Origin of the sequence: Streptococcus suis YS56 (genome assembly GCF_000440115.1) — a bacterium.
Classification (GTDB): Bacteria; Bacillota; Bacilli; order Lactobacillales; family Streptococcaceae; genus Streptococcus; species Streptococcus suis_L.
Window position 1 is genome coordinate 44,598 of sequence record NZ_ALMY01000013.1, and the last position, 18,559, is coordinate 63,156.

Consider the following 18,559-nt stretch of genomic DNA (forward strand, 5'->3'; position numbering starts at 1 on the left):
GCGTTCTCAACGCCCCTATGTCTGTTGACAGGGGAAGAGAATGTGGTTCTTTTTCTGTTTTACCAGAGAGGAAAGAGAGGATATGAAGAATTTTTATCTAGTGGATAGCCAAGAATCGCTATTTAACTATCAGCAATTTGTCTCAAAATACGAGGCAAAATGGCATGACTATATCCATTTTCTAAGGAAGGAATATCAAGTTCGTGATTTGCCCCAAGCTCTTATCTGGGCAAATGAAGAAGCCGCAAGAAAATTACTTGGCCAAAGTCCCGTACCAGCCTACACTAATGATATCCGCATGGTCATGACACCAGACTTAGCAGTTTGGAAAAAGATTTACCAGCATCAACTAGATAGCTACGAGAACAGCCCAGACTTGCAGACATTGAGTGCTCACTACAAAGGTTTGTCGGAAAATCATCTGTTGCAAATTATCGGTCATGAGCTGGCGCATTGGTCAGACCTTTTTTTAGATGACTTTGCGGACTATGATGCAAACATCTGGTTTGAAGAGGGCATGGTCGAGTACATCAGCAGACAGTATTTTTTGACAGAAGAAGAGTTTGCTCAAGAGCGGTTCTGTAATCAGCTCTTGGTTGACCTTTTTCAAGAAAAACACGGCTGGCATTCCTTGGATGCTTTTGGGAAATCCACTTACGAAGGAGATTACGCGAGTATTTTTTACGAGTACTGGCGAAGTTTTCTCACCATTGACCAGTTAGTAGAGAAAGTAGGTTCGGTCCAAGCACTTTTTGAAACCTATCATAAATGGGCGCAGTCAGACCAAAGCATTTCGCTACTCAACTGGTTTGTGCAGGAAGAATTATTAGAAAAAGAAATTTAAAAAGAAACAGGAGTAACTTATGTCAAAAAAATTGACTTTTCAAGAAATCATTTTAACCTTACAACAATTTTGGAATGAGCAGGGGTGCTTGCTCATGCAGGCTTATGATACGGAAAAGGGTGCGGGTACCATGAGCCCCTACACTTTCTTGCGTGCGATCGGTCCTGAGCCTTGGAATGCGGCTTATGTTGAGCCATCTCGCCGTCCTGCGGACGGTCGTTACGGGGAAAACCCAAACCGTCTCTATCAGCACCACCAATTCCAAGTGGTTATGAAGCCGTCGCCTTCTAACATCCAAGAACTCTACTTGGAATCTTTGGAGCGTTTGGGCATCAATCCTTTGGAGCACGACATTCGTTTCGTTGAGGACAACTGGGAAAATCCGTCAACAGGTTCAGCAGGTCTGGGCTGGGAAGTCTGGTTGGACGGTATGGAAATCACGCAGTTTACCTACTTCCAACAGGTTGGTGGCTTGGCGACAGGTCCAGTCACAGCCGAAGTAACCTATGGTTTGGAGCGTTTGGCTTCTTACATCCAAGAAGTTGACTCCGTTTATGACATCGAATGGGCAGACGGCGTTAAATATGGTGAAATCTTTATCCAGCCGGAGTACGAGCATTCAAAATACTCCTTTGAAGTATCAGACCAGGATATGCTCCTTGAAAACTTTACCAAGTTTGAAAAAGAAGCAGAGCGGGCTTTGGAAGAGGGCTTGGTTCACCCAGCCTTTGACTATGTGCTCAAATGCTCTCACACCTTTAACCTGCTCGACGCCCGTGGAGCTGTGTCTGTAACTGAGCGTGCAGGCTACATTGCCCGTATCCGTAACCTTGCTCGTGTCGTTGCCAAGACCTTTGTGGCAGAGCGGAAGAAACTAGGCTTCCCACTCTTAGATGAAGCAACGCGAGCAGAACTGTTGAAGGAGGATGCAGAATAATGACAAAGAATTTACTTGTTGAACTTGGCTTGGAAGAAATTCCTGCCTACATCGTAACCCCAGCCATGCACCAGTTGCGTGACCGCATGGCGACCTTTTTGACAGACAACCGTTTGGCTTTTGACAGCATTGATGTCTTTTCAACGCCACGCCGTTTGGCTGTTCGTGTCCGTGGTTTGGCAGACCAGCAGACTGACTTGACCGAAGATTTCAAGGGTCCTGCTAAGAAGATTGCCTTGGACGCAGACGGAAACTTCACCAAGGCGGCAGAGGGCTTTGTCCGTGGCAAAGGCCTGACGACTGCTGACATCGAATTCCGCGAGATCAAGGGTGAAGAGTATGTCTATGTGACCAAGCACGAAGCTGGTCAGCCAGCTAAGGCAGTTTTGGCGGGTATTCCAGAGGTCCTGAAGGCTATGACCTTCCCGGTCAGCATGAACTGGGCATCCAACAAATTCGCCTACATCCGTCCTGTCCACACCCTGACTGTTCTCTTGGACGACGAGGCATTGGATATGGATTTCTTGGACATTTCGTCAGCTCGTATCAGCCGTGGTCATCGTTTCCTTGGAAATGAAACTGAGATTGCAAGTGCAGATTCTTACGAGGCAGACTTGCGTGCACAGTTTGTCATTACAGACCCCGCAGAGCGTCAACATATGATCGTCGAGCAAATCAAGGCGATCGAGGACAAACATAATGTAACCGTTGAGATTGACCAAGACCTGCTCAATGAAGTTCTCAACTTGGTCGAGTACCCAACCGCCTTCATGGGCTCCTTTGACACCAAGTATTTGGAAGTGCCAGAAGAAGTCTTGGTGACTTCCATGAAAAACCACCAACGTTACTTCGTAGTGCGTGATAAGGCTGGCAAACTCATGCCAAACTTCATTTCCGTCCGCAACGGTAACGACCAGTATATTGATAATGTCATCAAAGGAAATGAAAAAGTTTTGGTGGCTCGTCTGGAAGACGGTGAGTTCTTCTGGCGTGAGGACCAAAAACTCAAGATTGCTGACTTGGTAGAACGATTGAAGGTCGTGACCTTCCATGAGAAAATCGGCTCACTTTACGAGCACATGGAACGTACCAAAGTCATCGCAGAAAAACTGGCTGACTTGGCCGGCTTGTCTGCGGATGAAAAAGCAGATGTGGCACGTGCGGCGGACATCTACAAGTTTGACCTCTTGACAGGTATGGTTGGTGAGTTTGATGAATTGCAAGGGATCATGGGTGAGAAGTATGCCCTTCTTGCAGGGGAAAAACCTGCGGTGGCAGCAGCTATCCGTGAGCATTACCTGCCAAATTCAGCAGAAGGCGAATTGCCTGAAAGCAAGGTCGGTGCGGTCTTGGCACTGGCTGATAAATTCGACACCCTTCTCTCCTTCTTCTCGGTTGGTTTGATTCCATCAGGCTCAAACGACCCTTACGCTCTTCGTCGTGCGACACAAGGTATCGTGCGGATCTTGGAAGCATTTGGTTGGGAAATTCCATTGGATCAGTTGATTGCGGAGCTCTACAGCTTGAACTTTGCCAGCTTGACCTATGACAACCAGCCAGCTGTGATGGACTTTATCCGTGCTCGTGTAGAGAAGATGATGGATAAGGCGATTCCGAAAGACATCCGTGAGGCTGTACTTGCTAGCTCAACCTTTGTGGTCAGACTACAACTGGCAGCCAGCTCTGCTATTTTCCAAAAATCAAAAGAGGCTGACTACAAGGAAGCCGTGGAAAACTTGTCACGTGTCTTCAACTTGGCTGAAAAGGCGGAGGCGACAGCGATTGACGAGGCTCTCTTCGAAAACGACCAGGAAAAAGCCCTTGCTGCTGCGGTGGCAGGCTTGGAGTTGACAGAAGACATGGCGGGTAACTTGGACAAGCTTTTTGCTCTTAGCCCAGTCATCGCAGCCTTCTTCGACAATACCATGGTTATGGCAGATGATGCGGCAATCAAAGCCAACCGTTTGGCTCTACTGAAATCTTTGGCGGATAAGGCAAGTGCAGTGGCCGTCTTCAATCTCTTGAATAGTAAGTAGGAGGCAGACATGGAACAAGCAAAAATCGATCGGATCAATGAATTGGCTAAAAAGAAAAAAGCTGGTACCTTGACACCAGAGGAAAAAGTTGAACAGGCTCAGCTCAGGGAAGAATATATTGAGGGGTATCGTCGAGCAATCCGTCATCATATTGAGGGGATTAAATTGGTTGATGAAGACGGTAACGATGTGACGCCAGAAAAACTCCGTCAAGTCCAACGTGAAAAAGGCTTGCATGGCCGTAGTTTGGATGATCCAAATTCCTAAGAATAAATGATAATAAACAAGGAAAGACTAGGTTTTCTAGTCTTTTTTGTGCTTTTGAGAACATGTATTTACTTGTTTGCTTAGTTTGTAAATGATAAAATAGAGATATAATAGGTTCAGGGAGGATTTGTCATGAAAAAACTGATGTATGCCTTGTTGGTGCTTGCCTATGTTGCAGTTGCTTATTTGTCGGTCTACCTCCTTCCTCACTATTATGTAGGTGCAATTATAGGGGCGGCAGGAGCCAGTCTTGGAGCTAGTTTCAAACAGTTCAAGGAAGTGCGAGCTTGTCCTGACCAACCCTTGTTAGCCTATTTTAAGAGGGATAAGAAAAAGATAAGTAGTTTGTCAGTGGTCCTTCTTGGAATTATCCTTTTTGTCAGCCTTGTGCTGGAATTTAATTGGCAATATGGCATAGCTTTTGTAGTGGCTATCAGCTACGCTATGCTTTGGAATGTTCTTCATATCCAATTCTTACGAAGATACTATTTAAAAAACGCATGAAGAGCTCATGCGTTTTCTTTATATACTTTGTCCAGCTTTTAATTTTTTCATAAAGATGATGGAACTTGGAATCAGGACGATGATACTGCCAATCCAGGCGGCTGGGTTAGCGGCGGCGGTTCCATAAAAACCAAAATACTGCATACCGATGATGGCGACTGCTGCTCGGAAAATCAGTTCCCCAAAGCCTGCTAGTGTTGGGATAAAGCCCTTGCCAAGTCCCTGAATAAAGCTACGAAGAATAAAGAGGGAAGCGACAATCCAGTAACAAGAGCCGTTAATGATGTAGTAAACAAGAGCCAAGTCCAGAACTGTTTGACTGGCATTTGGCAGAAATAGACCAGAAAAGAAACGATTGCCCAAGATGAGAATGACCGCAAATACAATGGCCCAAGCAATGCTGAGGAGTAATGAGTGGCGCACCCCTTCTCGAATACGATCATAGAGCTTGGCACCGTAGTTCTGAGCAGTAAAGGTTGCGATAGCCAAGCCCAGATTAACCATGGGCAGCATAGCCAACTGGTCAGTACGAAGGGCAATGGCCTGGGCGGCGATGGCGTCTGTCCCTAGTTGGTTAACCATAAACTGCAAGGTCATGGCTCCGATGGCGATAATACTGGCTTGAAAACCCATTGGAAAAGCAAGCTGGGCATGTTTCTTGAGATTACCTCTATCCAATTTTAAATCAGCTAGTCCGATATGATAGTGAGGTACCTTGTGGATAATGTAAAAAATAAGAAAGAGGACCGAACAGGCTTGAGCAAGGATAGTTGCAAAGCCAGCTCCGAAAACGCCCCAGTTCATAACTAAGATAAAGAAAAAATCCAGACCGATATTGATAAAACAAGCGATAACTAGAGCCAGTAGAGGTGTTTTAGAGTTGCCGAGACTGCGTAGGGCTGAAGACAGGAAATTATAAAAAATAGTAAAGGTCAATCCTCCAAACATGGCCGTTAGAAAGGCATGGGAGTGGTCGATGATACTCACAGGCGTTTGCATTAAGACCAAGATAGGTTTCAAAAATGCTAAGGCTGTGACTGTTAGTAAAAGGCTGATGAGGGAAGCGTAGAAGAGTCCGTGGATAAAAGATTTTTTAAGCCCCTCTAAGTCACCAGCTCCAAAGCGTTGGGCAGAAATAATGGTTAATCCATTGGTAACACCTTGGGCAAAACCGATGATTAAAAAAATCAGGCTAGCTGTCGAACCGACGCTTGCAAAGGCATCCTTTCCCAAAGTATGTCCCACAATCATGGAATCAGCAAAATTATAGGCCAGTTGAAAAAAAGATCCAATCAACAAGGGAATAGCGAATTGTAAGATAACCGCAATCGGTTTTCCTTTGGTTAAATCATTCATAACGTCTCCTTTTGACAGATGATAAGCCCACTAGATAAATGATAGTCTAGTAGGCTTTCTAGGGATAAAATATTTCTCTTGAAAACGGAGTATAGGGCGTAAATTTGTTATTTAATTTGTCAGCTCTTCAAAATGATCGACAGTATTATGGTCTGTTACTGCTAAGATGAGTTCGTCAGATTTGAAGACATAGTCAGGAGTCAGTTGGATGTTTAATTCCTGATTTTCGCCACTTCGGTAACCGATAATATTGAGTTTATAATGTTGGCGGAGTTTTAATTCGCCAAGTGTTTTGCCAATCCATTTTACTGGCGGGTGAAACTCGACAATGGAAACATTGCCTTCGAGCTCAAAGAGGCTGGTTGTGTCGCGGTGGAGTAATTGTTTTGCTAGGGAAATACCAGTTTCGCGTTCGGGGGAAATAACCTTGTCAGCACCAACTCGGAGAAGGACTTCTTTCGCAGTTGTTCCTTTGACTTTGGCAATGACCATAGGAACGCCTAGGACCTTGCTATGCATAACAGCAAGAACACTGGATTCCAAGTTTTCGCCAGTAGCTACAACAACAGCATCGCAGTTACCGATTCCTGCTGCACGTAAGAGCGAGCGATCGGTGATGTCTCCGACAATACCGCGCGTGAGAATAGGTTCTAGATGATTGATACGTTGCTCATGATTATCAATAGCAATGATATTGCAATCGTAATTGTGTAATGTTTTTGCAATGGTAGTACCAAAAACTCCCAGACCGAGAATTCCGATAGTATAGTTTGGCATGATTTCTCCTTTTAGACAAGCATAGATGATTTTGCGTATTGAAGACTTTCGGTTTTAGATAATTTTCGAACAGAAAGGCTTGCGAGAATAGAAAGTGGACCGATACGGCCGAAGAACATGAGTGCCATAATGACTGCTTGACCGGCCATGGTTAGACTTGGAGTCAGATTGGCCGTAACACCTACAGTGGCTAGTGCTGACATGACCTCGAACATTAAAAATAGAAGTGGTTGTCGGTCATCTGTTAGGGCAAGTGCGAAGAGCCCGATGATGAACATGAGAAGGAAGACTGAGAATGTCGCAAAAGCTTTGCGGATGCTGAGGTTATCGATGGTTCGACCCATAAAGTTGGTATGAGGGAGACCGAGAATCTCGCTACGAGCATAGAGCACTAAGGTTAGGAAGGCGGTTATTTTAATACCGCCGGCTGTTCCACCTGGGGCTCCGCCAAGCATCATCTGAAAGATATAGAGCAAGAGGGTGATTGGTTCAGCCTTCGTGTAGTCGATACTGGCAAAACCAGCGGTTCGCATGGTGACCGTCTGGAAAAAGCTGGCCAATAATTTATGGCCAAATGATAGTTGCCCGATAGTAGAAGGGTTGTTCCATTCGGTGAGTAAGGTTGTCAGAGTTCCGAGGGTTAGTATAATGGCTGTTAGGCCTAGAACAATCTTTGTATGGAACCCTAGTTTTCGTAGGCTACGTTTTTGCCCGATTTGTGTTTGAAGGTCAAACCAAACCGAGAATCCAAGCCCCCCCATAATAATGAGACTGGCTAATGTTAGGTTAATCAGAGGATTATCCACATAGCGCATGATGCTAGTTGCACCAAAATTATCAAAACCAGCATTACAAAAGGCTGATATAGCTACGAAAATCGAGGTGAATAAACCTTTCGCCCATCCAAATTCAGGTACAAAATGGAAGGAAAGTAAGAGGGCTCCAAAGGCTTCGACCGCCAAGGTAAAACCAAAAGCCGATTTGAGGAAGCTACGAAAATATTTTGTGTCAGATCGGTTTAGAGCCTCTTGTAAGGTCGCCATATTGATGAAATTCATTTTACGACCACCGCGTAAAGCGAAGAGACCGATGAATCCTATCAAGCTCAAACCACCAATTTGGATTAGCATCATACAGATAATCTGTCCAAAAGTAGAATAGGTTTCAGTAACGGCTTTGGTAAATAGCCCTGTTACACAAACCATGGAGACAGATGTGAAGAGATGATCCCAATAACTTGCTGTAGAGGTGCTAATTTGTGAAATGGGAAGACTTAGTAAAATTGATCCAGTCAGAATCACGAATAAGAAACTGATAATGATTCGCTGACTGGAAGAAAGTTTTATCCTAAATGGTGACATAATTCTACCTTTGCTCAAAAAATAAAAGATGAAGATATTGTAGCACAAAAGAAAGAAAAAGTACGACTAAAACACGCAAAGAACCTGATTTTTTCTCTTCTTGAAAGCTTCATTGTTTTTTTGTTACTATGGATGTTATAAGTGGTGTTTATATGAGGTGGTTCGGGTGGCTCATTTTATTTGTGACAACGGGGTTATGGGGAAATTATTATGGGCAATGAAAAAGTGGTGCGGACCATAAAAAGAATCTCCTTAGTTGACCTAGGGAGATTTATTTCCATTCTGCTAAGACTTGTTGATGATAGTGACGTAAAGGTCCGACCTTTTGGAGGAGGTAGGTAGCAGCCAGTCCGACCAATAAGCCTGATAAAATTCCTGTAAAAGCGAGGATTGGCAGGTAGTTTAGTACATAGAAAGAACGGGCAATGGTAGCAAAAACAAGAAGCTGACCAAGATTGTGCAACATCCCGCCCAGAATAGAAATTCCAATAGGACTGACACGGTTGGGACCGAGTTGCTTGGCTGCAAGCATACCAAGGTAACTCAAACTGGTGCCTGCAAAACCATAAAGAAAGGTGGAAAATGTTCCGCCTAGAAAAGTTGAAATCAGGAGACGGAGTGCGACAACTTTTACAGAATCTCTTGCAGGTAAAGTGAAAATAGCGATTAAGCTAATCAAGTTTCCAAGTCCTAGTTTGGCACCTGGAGCAAAGGCGAAGGGTGGCGTAATCATTCGCTCAATTAAGGAAATAACCACTGCTTGAGCAGCTAACATGGTAATAAAATTAAGGGTTTGTCGTTTGGAATTCATGGAACTGTAATAGAAAACTCTTTCTAGTTGAATATCTATTTTACTATCATACTTGTTTTTATTCACTCTGGCAAGTTTTGTCTGGTGAATATTACTAATTATTGAAGTAACCTTGCCAATTGACAGACAAAGGAGTATAATAGGTCTATGTCATTTGTTTTGAATTTCACAAGGAGGTAAGATTGTGACGAAAAATATTGTGATTGTCGGTGCTGGTTATGCGGGGATTGCTGCGGCGCGACTATTAGGAAAAACTTTTAAGAAAAACGAAGATGTAACTGTTACCTTAATTGATAAGAATTCCTTCCACACCTATATGACAGAGTTGCACGAAGTAGCGGCTGGTCGTGTGGAAGCGAGTGCGATTAAGTATGACCTTCAACGCATCTTTAAAAAATATCCTAAGGTCCAGTTGGTGACGGATAAGGTTGTAGAGATTGACTATGATAAGAAACAAGTCGTAGCAGAGCACCAAACCCTGGATTTTGATTACCTGCTCCTTGCAATGGGAGGTGAAGCAAACGACTTTGGTGTCAAAGGTGTGAAGGAACATGGTTTTACCCTTTGGTCTATCGAGGCTGCCGAACGTTTGCATGATCACATGATTGATGCCTGCTATCGTGCCATGCGTGAGCACGATGAAGCCAAACGTCGTGCCCTTCTGACCTTTACTGTTATCGGTGCTGGTTTCACAGGTATTGAGATGATTGGTGAGTTGATTGATTGGGTACCAATTTTGGCACGTGAGTTCAAGTTGGCTCCAAAAGAATTCTCCCTCAAAGTCGTGGAAGCAACTCCAAATATCTTGGCTATGGTTACTGAAAAAGAGCAAGTCAAGGCACGCAAATACCTTGAGAAAAAAGGTGTGGAGTTGGTGCTTGGTGATGGCGTAGCAAGCGTTCAAGAAGATAGCTTGACACTTTCATCAGGTCGTCAAATTCCTACCTATACCTCTATTTGGACAGCTGGTGTGCAAGCCAATACAGATGCAAGTGAATTTGGCATTGAAAAAGCGCGTGCGGGTCGTTTGGTAGCCAATGAGTTCATGGAAGCGAAAGGCAAGGAAAATGTCTATGTAGCTGGTGACTTGGTTTACTTTGAAGAATCAGAAGGAAAACCAACTCCACAAATTGTTCAAGCAGCTGAGCAAACAGGTCATACGGCAGCAAGCAATATTATTGCAGCCATCAAGGGTGGCGAAAAACACCGCTACAAAGGCAAATACGATGGCTTCATGGTCTCTATCGGTTCGCGTTATGGTGTTGCCTTCTTGATGGATAAATACCATATGTCTGGTTTCTTGGCCATGGCTGTCAAACACATGGTCAACTTGCTTTATTTCTTTACCATTCGCAGTTTCTTCTATATGGGCTCCTATGTTCGCCATGAATTCTTCGATATTAAGAATAAGCGAAATATCTTTGGAGGTCATACTTCTGGAAAAGGCAATCTTCTCTGGTCTGTGCCAATGCGTGTTCTCTATGGTTCCGTATGGCTTTACGAAGGGATTAAGAAAGCCTTTGGTTTATTTGGAACAACTTCATGGTTTGGGGATCAAGTTGTCTTCCCTTTCCCTTGGTTAGCTGATCCAGTATCTGGTGCATCTGCTGCTGAGGCGGTTTCAAGTGCCTCACAAGCGGCAACTGCTGCGGCAGAAGCAGCCGAACCAATCTTTGGTTTGAGCTATGCCTATGGTGAAGCACCGATGGCTGTTTTGGACAAAATGCCTGATTGGTTCGCATCAATCATGGAATTTATGATGCCAAACCAAGAAGTGGCTCTCTTTATGCAGAAATTCATGACTCTTGCTGAAATTGGTATTGGTCTTGCCTTGATCGCTGGTGCATTTGTGTGGATTGTATCTGCAGCAACTGTTGCATTGGTTGTTATGTTTAGCTTGTCAGGTATGTTCTATTGGGTCAATATTTGGTTTATCCCAGCGGCGATTTCATTGATGAATGGTGCGGGTAGAGCCTTCGGTCTAGACTACTGGATCATGCCTTGGTTGGGTCGATTCCTGGATCAAAAGATTTATGGGAAGCCGAAGCATATTTACCGTATCAAGGATAAAAAATAAAGGAAATATAGAAAGTTAGTGGTACATCAAATTTGGAATACCTATCCTGAGATTGAGAGGGGACTTGAAGAGGTAAAATCCATCATCTTATCTGAGATGATGGTCCTGCATCCAGCAGTGACTTCAAAGATTGTTGAATATGTAGAGGCGCCAGGAAAATACCTGCGTGCCGGCCTCTGTCTGCTCTTTGCACAAATGACGGAAGGAAAGATTAGCCGTTCAAAGCTATATTTTGCTGCCCATTTAGAAGTCCTGCATCTGGCGACTCTGATTCATGACGATGTGATTGATGGTGCAGATAAGAGACGGGGTGTTGAAGCAGCCCATCAACAATTTTCAAACCGAATCGCTATTTATACGGGAGACTATCTTCTGGCTTACTCAGGACGCTTGCTTGGGAAAGGACTTCGATTGCAGGAGTTGACGGAGAAAGACTTGGATTTGGGCAATGATAAGCTCCTGGAAATTATTCTTCGTGGAGAGTTGTCTCAGTTGGTCAATCAATTTGATACCCAAATGACGATGAAAGCCTATCTCAAGCAAATTCAAGGGAAAACAGCTTTTTTATTCGGTTTAGCATGTCAGCTGGGCAGCTTTATCTCAGGGCAATCTAAGAAGGACAGTCATTTAGCCTTTCGTGCAGGTCAAGCTCTGGGTATGGCTTTTCAAATCCGAGATGATTTGATTGATTACCGCTTAGATGTTGAAAAGTCGGGTAAGCCCAGATTGCAAGATATTCAAAATGGAATATACACAGCACCACTTTTGTTTGCGATGAGTGAAGATCGTTCTATTCGTCAGCACTTACAGAACTACATTCAAACCCCTAGTCAAGAGGGATTAGATGTGATTATAGATAAGCTATTTGCAACGAATGCCATTGCCAAAACGGAAGGATTGATTGTAGCTTATTTAAATAAAATGGGAAGTCATGTAAACAGACTGAATCGCTTTTCTCTCCAATCATTGGACAGCATTGTCGAAACGGTTTTTAGTCATTATTTTTAAAAAAATATCTAGACTTTTTCTTTAATTAGGTATATCATTATAAATAGAAAAACTATTTAATTTACAAAAGGAGTATTGTTATGAAAACAACTAAAGTTGTCTTGAAAAGTTTGGTCGTTCTAGGTGCGGTATTTGCACTTGCTGCTTGCGGTTCTAAACAAGAATCTACTTCAACTTCATCTTCAACTACAGAAACAGTAGTATTGAAAGATGGTACTTACAAAGCTGAGTCAGGCAAAGACGATTACGGCTATAAAATCGTTCACACTTTGACAGTTAAAGATGGTAAAATCAGCGAGTCTAAGTTTGATTACGAAGCGGAAGATGGTAGCTTGAAGTCTACGAACGAAGAATACAACAAAAACATGAAGGACAAAGCAGGAGTTTCTGCTGGTGAAGCAATTGAACAATTGAATGCTGCTTTGGTTGAAAAGCAAGATATCTCAGCAGTTGAAGTTGTTTCAGGTGCGACCCATACTACAGAAGACTTCAAGAAGTCTACAGAGGCTCTTCTTGCTGCAGCTTCCGAAGGAAATACAGAAACTGTAACTCTTGACTAATTTAGTCAATACCGATAAGACACAGGGGCTTCAAGTCGCAACTGTGTCTTCTTGTTTATATGAGGGAATTCTATTGAAAAAATTGATTCGACTACTTGGGCTGGTACTGTTCACAGTATGCTTAGTAGCTTGTGGACAATCTCAATCAGCAAGTTTACCAGTTGTGAAGACGCCCTTGACACGTAGTGAAAGCTTGCTTCACACTGTTGTACAATTAAGTATCTATCATGAAGACCAAGAAGAAGTGATGGATGAAGCTGTCTCCTATATCAAGGAAATGGAAAGTCTGTTGTCCACAAACTTAGAAGGGGCAGATGTCTATCGTATCAATCAGGCTGCGGGAAAAGAAGCTGTTGAGGTGGATGAACGTACATTTGAAGTGATTGAAACAGCTATTGACATGAGTAAAGAAAGTCAGGGCCTATTTGACATTTCCATTGGAGCTGTGAGCAATCTGTGGAAAATTGGAGATGAGGATGCACGCAAGCCCAGTGATGAAGAAATCAAAGCTGCTCTGCCATTTATCAATTATAAAGATATTACTTTAGATAAGGAGAAGAAGACTGTCTTTATCAAAGAAGGAATGACCTTAGAATTAGGTGCGATTTCTAAAGGGTACATTGCAGATAAGGTTAGAGAATTGTTTGCCAGCAAGGGGATTACGACTGCTATCATTAATCTAGGTGGGAATGTAGTGGTTATGGGGGATTCGCCAACGACACAAAATGGTTGGAATGTTGGAGTTCAAGACCCAGACCAAGTGCGTGGAGCCACAGTTGGTTCTGTACCAGGGACACATGACTCGGTTGTTACTTCAGGTATTTACGAGCGCTTCTTAGAGGTGGACGGTGTTAAATACCACCATATTCTGGATCCAAAAACTGGATATCCTGTGGAAAACGATATTTCAGGTGTGACAGTCTTTTCCAAAACATCTGTCCAGGGAGACGCCTTATCCACAACTCTCTTCTTACTAGGTGTGGAAAAAGGTCTTGACTTTATTAATCAGATGGATGGTGTAGAAGCTGTTTTCATTGATAAGGAGCAAGGCGTTCATCTGAGTGATGGCTTGAAGGAAAGTTTTGAATTAACGAATGAGGAGTATCATCTTGTCAATGAATAAATCAACCAAAGGGCTCAGTTTACCTGTATTTTTAGAATTTGTTGAAATGAAGACCAAGGTAGCAAGTGTTTTTCCGATGACCTTGGGAATCCTTTGGGCTATCTATCGCTATCAAACCTTTAACTGGCTCAATACGCTTTTATTTGTTCTAGCAGTCCTTAGTTTCGATATGTGTACAACCGCCATCAACAATAGCATGGACTACCACAAGGCCAAGGATGAAACCTATCGTCAGGAAAGCAATGTGATTGGAAAATTCTCTCTGGATTTCCGTCAGATGATTGGAATCGTCCTTGCCCTACTAATTTTTTCAGTGATTATTTCATTGGTGCTTGTTTGGCGAACCAGTTGGCTCCTCCTACCGATGGGAGCTCTCTGTTTCCTCATTGGTATCTTTTATACCTTTGGACCTATACCGCTTTCGAGAATGCCACTGGGTGAAGTTTTCTCTGGAGTAACCATGGGATTTGGGATTTTCTTCCTAGCAGTCTTTATCCAAGACCCAGCTGGGCTATTGACCAGTCAAGTGAGCGGTCAGTGGATGACCGTGCAATTCTCTTGGACAAAAATAATAGACATTATTTTCATGTCCCTTCCTTTGGTAACCTTGATTGCCAATATCATGTTGGCCAACAATACCTGTGATGTAGAAGAAGATATTCGCAACCATCGGTATACTCTGGTTTACTATATTGGCAAGAAAAATGCTCTTAAATTGTATTTTTTCTTGGCAAGTTTACCATGGTTGTTGTGGATAATTTACTGCCTGACTGGATTTTTACCTATCTGGGCACTGATCGGTTTAATCGGTGTTTGGCCTGCTTATAAGAGTCTAGAAACATTTTTGAAAAAGCAAGTCAAACGGGAAACCTTTATCGAGGCAGTAAAAAGTTTTGTACTCTATGCGCTGCAATATGTAGTGATACTTGCTTTAGCCCTTATTTTCTAAAAAGGAAAGACACAGTCGTTCATCAGGCTGTGTCTTCTTTGTTATAGTGGTAAAATGAGTTCTTCTTCGTCAGTGCTTTCTCCGCCGACGGATTTGATTTCAATCAACAGGTTATGTGGCAGGCAGACGGAGAGTTCTCCTGGCTGGCTAATCCAGCTGGTCATAACGGCAATTTGGTCTGGGCTATTGTCTTCCTTGACCCGAATGCGTTCGCCATCAACTTCAATGATGTTGTATTGCCCTTCATTGGGATAGTAGGTCTTTTCTTGATGTGGTGTGTCCTTTGATAATTCAAATTGGTCGACCACCTCACCATTGATGCGGACATAGGCAATCGTTTTTGCCTCATTTGTATCTGTTGTCAGATGTGTATAGGTAAAAAATGCTGGAAGAAAGGATAAGATGAGGGTGAATCCGATTAAGATATAATCAAATAATTTGAGTTGTTTGAGAATAGATTTGATTGTCATATACAGTCTATTGTATAGAAAAAAATTTGCTTTGTAAAATCTTGAATGTGGATTACTTTTTTAATTGTCCAACAAAGAGTAGGATGGCTAACATTCCCCAGAATCCAGCTTGCAGTGGCTGGATTTTCCCAGTGAACAGTCCAATGGAAAAGGTTAGGGCAAAGCCTGCAAAGAGAAACCAGATCAGTGGTTTGCGATAAAGATAGATAGCTTTTTGGACAGCATTTGATTCTGGACTGGTAGTTTGCCGGTCGCTATTTAAGAATGGAAGTATAGTGAACAGTAAGAAAAAAATTGATGGATTGTCCCCAGTCAGGTAGCTATGTATATATAGGCTGCAAATTGCTGTATAGGAGAGGACAATCAAAGTGAGTATGAGTTTCGATTTGTCAACGTTCATCTATCTTCCTCCTTTTTGAAATAAATCCGATAAAGAATAGCTAGAGCAAATCCAGCAGGAAGGATGAGGACACGTGGTTTGACATGTTCTAGCCAAATGCCCACGGAATAGGTCAAGGTCATGGCAAATAGGGCAAAGATGGCTTGGATGAGAAAGTAGCGTTTTCCTTCTGATTTTTTATAGGATTTGGTCATCTGAATGGTCGGTAGCATGAGCAAGAAGGAACCACTAATCGGCTCATTGACGAGATAAGAGTAGATGAAGAGGGCAGAAAGTAAACTATAAAAGAGAACGAAAAATCGACAGGTTTGTTTTGGAGTAGGAGGTTTATTCATGGTGTTAGCTCCTTATTTTTTCTTAGTAGTTTCTGCTTCCAGTTTATGCAGATAGGCAAAGGCAGACAGGGCAATGCTAGCAAAGAGACCCATCGTGCCACCGAAGAGGAGAGATTTTGTGTGCAAGATGGAAGCCAGTAGGGGAAGCTTGAGGCTAAAGAGGTCTGCCACTCCAGCAAAAACGGTCGAAAGCAGTGCAACTCCCAGTCCCCAAAGAAGTGGGTTTAGGGGCCGAGCTTGTCTTTCCTCAGGGCTAAGCTCATCCAAGTCATATTGGGGCAAGTCAGCATGGAGGGTCTGCATATTGACTACACCTAGCAAGATAAAGCTAAAGAGAGCAATTGTCATTGGATAATAGGTGGCAACCTCCACAGGATAGCGGATAGCTAGGAAGTAGGCGACAGCATTTCCGAGAGCAAGGAAGTAGAAGTGGTAGATAAAGGCAATCCCCCCAATCTCATCAGCCTTGGTTCGTCGGTACTCGTCTAAAGGACCACGGATGCCATAGAAGTGCCGTATCATATTTTGGAGCCACTTGGGTTCTTCTTTGGAAATAGCAGAGCTGACAGTTAGTTTTTCTGCCTTTTTCATGCGTTTGCGTAACATGATTTCAAGAGCAATGCCCGTGAAAACACCACCTAGACAGGCAGCTAGGAATTTTCGGAGGTCAAATAGCTGGTCGAGAGGGTTGAGCCCCTCCATCCAGGCACCGAAAACAACCACCCAGATGTACATAACGGTAGTGAAATAGAGGGCGAATTTGATACTTGCTCCCTTGAGTTGTTTCTGTTCCTTGCTAGTCAGTTCTTCTACATCTAAACTGTCCACTTGGCTGTGACGCATCTTGGATGTCATATACATACTGGCGGAAAGAGTGGATAGGAGTAGAGCCGTTGGGTAGCCATAGGCAACGACTTCTGGGAAGCGTTTGTATAAGGTAATTGCCAGTAGGGTAAGAGCCATGGTGCCCCAAAAGAGCAGGATAAAGCAGGTATTGCCTAGTCGGAAGGCTTCTTGTTTGCGGTATTCATCTAGGGGACCAGCGATACCGTAAAATCGTTTGATCAATTTATCTTGAAATGTTTCCTTTTTCATAGCTTACTCCTTATCCTCTTCTAATTTTCGACGAATAACTGGCAGCAGGTAAGCTAGTCCAAGGAAATAGATTGTCCCAGCAATTAGCAGTTGCACCCAGAATTTCGCTTGGCTGATAATGTGCAAAATGTCCGCTCCGCTATTGCCCCAAAGCTGAAAGAGGATAAAGAGCGGGATAAAAATAAGGGTAGAGATAAGAGCTTGACGTACATTCTTTTTCATGGTAATTTTTCCTTTCTATTCATTCCAAAAGAGGCTATTGAGATCGGTCTGTAAAGCTTTGGCTAGGTTAATACAGAGGTCTAGCGAGGGATTGTACTTGTTGTTTTCAATCATGTTGATGGTCTGCCTGGATACGCCGATGGCCTTGGCCAAATCCAGCTGGGAAATTCCTAGTAGTAGGCGATAATCTTTGACACGGTTCATGTGCCCTCCTTTCTATGTCAACTATATCTGACACATTTGACTAAAAATGAGAGGATAGGTTGGCTATCCTTTTAAATGATTGTCAATTATATCTGACATACAACTGTAAAAAAATGTGGGAACCCTCCCTGTTGATGTCAATTATATCCGACACTTTTCTGTAATGTTATTATATACCCATCAAGAAAGCTTGTCAACTATATTTGACACATTTTTTGTAAAAAGTTTGCAACAACTTTTTGATTTATTTTGTGGTACAATAAATAAGATATGAGCAAGGAATTTAATCACACTACTGTGCTTTTGCACGAAACAGTAGATATGTTAGACATCAAACCAAATGGAATTTATGTAGATGCTACCTTGGGTGGGGCAGGTCATAGTGAGTACCTTTTGAGTCAGTTGACGGAAGGAGGGCATCTCTATGCCTTTGACCAGGATCAGACGGCCATCGACCATGCCCACATTCGCTTGGCAACCTACATTGAAAAGGGGCAAGTAACCTTCATCAAGGACAATTTTCGCAATCTCAAGACTCGCTTGGCAGAGCTTGGGGTGACAGAGATTGATGGGATTTGTTACGATCTTGGTGTGTCTAGTCCGCAGTTGGATGAGCGGGAGCGTGGCTTTTCTTACAAACAAGATGCTCCGCTTGATATGCGGATGAATCGTGAGGGACATTTGACGGCCTATGATGTGGTCAATAACTATGACTATCATGATTTGGTACGGATTTTCTTTAAATACGGTGAGGATAAATTTTCCAAGCAGATTGCTCGTAAGATTGAACAGGCACGTGCCATCAAACCTATTGAAACGACAACTGAGTTGGCAGAACTGATCAAATCTGCTAAGCCAGCCAAGGAACTTAAGAAGAAGGGCCACCCTGCCAAGCAGATTTTTCAGGCTATTCGGATTGAAGTCAACGATGAATTAGGTGCAGCAGACGAATCTATCCAGCAGGCCATTGACTTATTGGCTTTGGATGGACGGATTTCTGTTATTACTTTCCATTCTTTAGAAGATCGCTTGACCAAACAACTCTTCAAAGAAGCCAGTACGATTGATGTTCCAAAAGGCTTGCCATTTATTCCAGATGACTTGAAGGCGCCACTTGAATTGGTCAATCGTAAGCCTATCTTACCTAGTCAAGAAGAATTAGAGGCAAATAATCGCGCGCATTCAGCCAAACTGCGTGTAGCTAAGAAAGTACATAAATAGGA

The 18,559-nt window shown here is 43.1% G+C and carries 21 protein-coding genes; 11 read left to right on the forward strand and 10 right to left on the reverse strand.

The window, feature by feature from the left end; translation table 11 throughout:
- The first annotated feature begins 82 nt into the window (after positions 1–82).
- From SST62_RS0102055 to SST62_RS0102075, 5 genes are all read left to right on the forward strand, one after another.
- The gene (locus tag SST62_RS0102055) at positions 83–844 is read left to right on the forward strand and encodes an elongation factor Tu (protein WP_029186119.1); all 762 of its coding nucleotides are present in this window, start codon (positions 83–85) and stop codon (positions 842–844) included.
- 19 nt (positions 845–863) lie between these two features.
- Entirely contained in the window at positions 864–1,781 is a 918-nt protein-coding gene (glyQ, locus tag SST62_RS0102060; RefSeq protein ID WP_002939388.1) for a glycine--tRNA ligase subunit alpha, read from the forward strand.
- Positions 1,781–3,817, forward strand: coding sequence for a glycine--tRNA ligase subunit beta (glyS, locus tag SST62_RS0102065; RefSeq protein ID WP_029186120.1), 2,037 nt, complete (start codon positions 1,781–1,783; stop codon positions 3,815–3,817). Before glyQ ends, glyS begins: the two co-directional genes overlap by 1 nt.
- A 9-nt stretch (positions 3,818–3,826) precedes the next feature.
- On the forward strand, positions 3,827–4,084 hold the full coding sequence (locus SST62_RS0102070) for a DUF896 family protein (protein ID WP_002942632.1): 258 nt from the start codon (positions 3,827–3,829) through the stop codon (positions 4,082–4,084).
- A 132-nt stretch (positions 4,085–4,216) separates the two neighbouring features.
- Complete coding sequence (locus tag SST62_RS0102075) at positions 4,217–4,588, forward strand: hypothetical protein (RefSeq protein ID WP_029186121.1); 372 nt, start codon at positions 4,217–4,219, stop codon at positions 4,586–4,588.
- Positions 4,589–4,606: 18 nt separating this feature from the next.
- Here SST62_RS0102075 and SST62_RS0102080 read toward each other — a convergent pair whose 3' ends face one another.
- The 4 genes from SST62_RS0102080 to SST62_RS0102095 all read right to left on the reverse strand — a co-directional run bounded on the left by SST62_RS0102080 (position 4,607) and on the right by SST62_RS0102095 (position 8,893).
- Entirely contained in the window at positions 4,607–5,944 is a 1,338-nt protein-coding gene (locus SST62_RS0102080; RefSeq protein WP_029186122.1) for an MATE family efflux transporter, read from the reverse strand.
- A gap of 111 nt (positions 5,945–6,055) precedes the next feature.
- Positions 6,056–6,721 (reverse strand): potassium channel family protein, encoded by a 666-nt coding sequence (locus SST62_RS0102085; RefSeq protein WP_014638537.1) that lies wholly within the window; start codon positions 6,719–6,721, stop codon positions 6,056–6,058.
- Positions 6,722–6,732: 11 nt separating this feature from the next.
- Complete coding sequence (locus SST62_RS0102090; protein ID WP_029186123.1) at positions 6,733–8,082, reverse strand: TrkH family potassium uptake protein; 1,350 nt, start codon at positions 8,080–8,082, stop codon at positions 6,733–6,735.
- A gap of 271 nt (positions 8,083–8,353) precedes the next feature.
- Positions 8,354–8,893, reverse strand: a complete 540-nt coding sequence (locus SST62_RS0102095) for a Gx transporter family protein (RefSeq protein WP_029186124.1) — start codon at positions 8,891–8,893, stop codon at positions 8,354–8,356.
- 184 nt (positions 8,894–9,077) lie between these two features.
- Here SST62_RS0102095 and SST62_RS0102100 point away from each other — a divergent pair, with 184 nt between their 5' ends.
- The 5 genes from SST62_RS0102100 to menA all read left to right on the forward strand — a co-directional run bounded on the left by SST62_RS0102100 (position 9,078) and on the right by menA (position 14,610).
- Positions 9,078–10,970 (forward strand): NAD(P)/FAD-dependent oxidoreductase, encoded by a 1,893-nt coding sequence (locus SST62_RS0102100; RefSeq protein ID WP_029186125.1) that lies wholly within the window; start codon positions 9,078–9,080, stop codon positions 10,968–10,970.
- An 18-nt stretch (positions 10,971–10,988) separates the two neighbouring features.
- Positions 10,989–11,978 carry a polyprenyl synthetase family protein gene (locus SST62_RS0102105; RefSeq protein ID WP_029186126.1) on the forward strand — a complete coding sequence of 330 codons (990 nt, stop codon included), beginning with the start codon at positions 10,989–10,991 and terminating at the stop codon, positions 11,976–11,978.
- A gap of 80 nt (positions 11,979–12,058) precedes the next feature.
- Positions 12,059–12,538 (forward strand): FMN-binding protein, encoded by a 480-nt coding sequence (locus SST62_RS0102110; protein ID WP_029186127.1) that lies wholly within the window; start codon positions 12,059–12,061, stop codon positions 12,536–12,538.
- A 73-nt stretch (positions 12,539–12,611) separates the two neighbouring features.
- Positions 12,612–13,661: an FAD:protein FMN transferase gene (locus SST62_RS0102115; protein ID WP_029186128.1), complete on the forward strand. Its 1,050-nt coding sequence runs from the start codon at positions 12,612–12,614 to the stop codon at positions 13,659–13,661.
- Positions 13,654–14,610: a 1,4-dihydroxy-2-naphthoate polyprenyltransferase gene (gene menA, locus SST62_RS0102120; protein ID WP_029186129.1), complete on the forward strand. Its 957-nt coding sequence runs from the start codon at positions 13,654–13,656 to the stop codon at positions 14,608–14,610. Before SST62_RS0102115 ends, menA begins: the two co-directional genes overlap by 8 nt.
- A 41-nt stretch (positions 14,611–14,651) precedes the next feature.
- On the opposite strand, the gene SST62_RS0102125 is transcribed toward menA, so the two are convergent.
- Genes SST62_RS0102125 through SST62_RS0102150 form a run of 6 tightly spaced genes read right to left on the reverse strand, consistent with a single transcriptional unit; the run spans position 14,652 to position 17,336 of the window.
- The gene (locus SST62_RS0102125) at positions 14,652–15,080 is read right to left on the reverse strand and encodes a NusG domain II-containing protein (protein ID WP_029186130.1); all 429 of its coding nucleotides are present in this window, start codon (positions 15,078–15,080) and stop codon (positions 14,652–14,654) included.
- 52 nt (positions 15,081–15,132) lie between these two features.
- On the reverse strand, positions 15,133–15,480 hold the full coding sequence (locus tag SST62_RS0102130) for a hypothetical protein (protein WP_029186131.1): 348 nt from the start codon (positions 15,478–15,480) through the stop codon (positions 15,133–15,135).
- A complete protein-coding gene (locus SST62_RS0102135) occupies positions 15,477–15,815 on the reverse strand; it encodes a hypothetical protein (protein WP_029186132.1) in 339 nt (112 codons plus the stop codon). Before SST62_RS0102135 ends, SST62_RS0102130 begins: the two co-directional genes overlap by 4 nt.
- A gap of 12 nt (positions 15,816–15,827) precedes the next feature.
- Positions 15,828–16,910, reverse strand: a complete 1,083-nt coding sequence (locus SST62_RS0102140; RefSeq protein ID WP_029186133.1) for a DUF3278 domain-containing protein — start codon at positions 16,908–16,910, stop codon at positions 15,828–15,830.
- Positions 16,911–16,913: 3 nt separating this feature from the next.
- Entirely contained in the window at positions 16,914–17,132 is a 219-nt protein-coding gene (locus tag SST62_RS0102145; RefSeq protein ID WP_029186134.1) for a hypothetical protein, read from the reverse strand.
- Between the two features lie 15 nt (positions 17,133–17,147).
- Complete coding sequence (locus SST62_RS0102150; RefSeq protein ID WP_002942681.1) at positions 17,148–17,336, reverse strand: helix-turn-helix transcriptional regulator; 189 nt, start codon at positions 17,334–17,336, stop codon at positions 17,148–17,150.
- 270 nt (positions 17,337–17,606) lie between these two features.
- On the opposite strand from SST62_RS0102150, the gene rsmH reads away from it, so the two are divergent.
- Complete coding sequence (gene rsmH, locus SST62_RS0102155; RefSeq protein WP_029186135.1) at positions 17,607–18,557, forward strand: 16S rRNA (cytosine(1402)-N(4))-methyltransferase RsmH; 951 nt, start codon at positions 17,607–17,609, stop codon at positions 18,555–18,557.
- Positions 18,558–18,559: the final 2 nt, after the last annotated feature.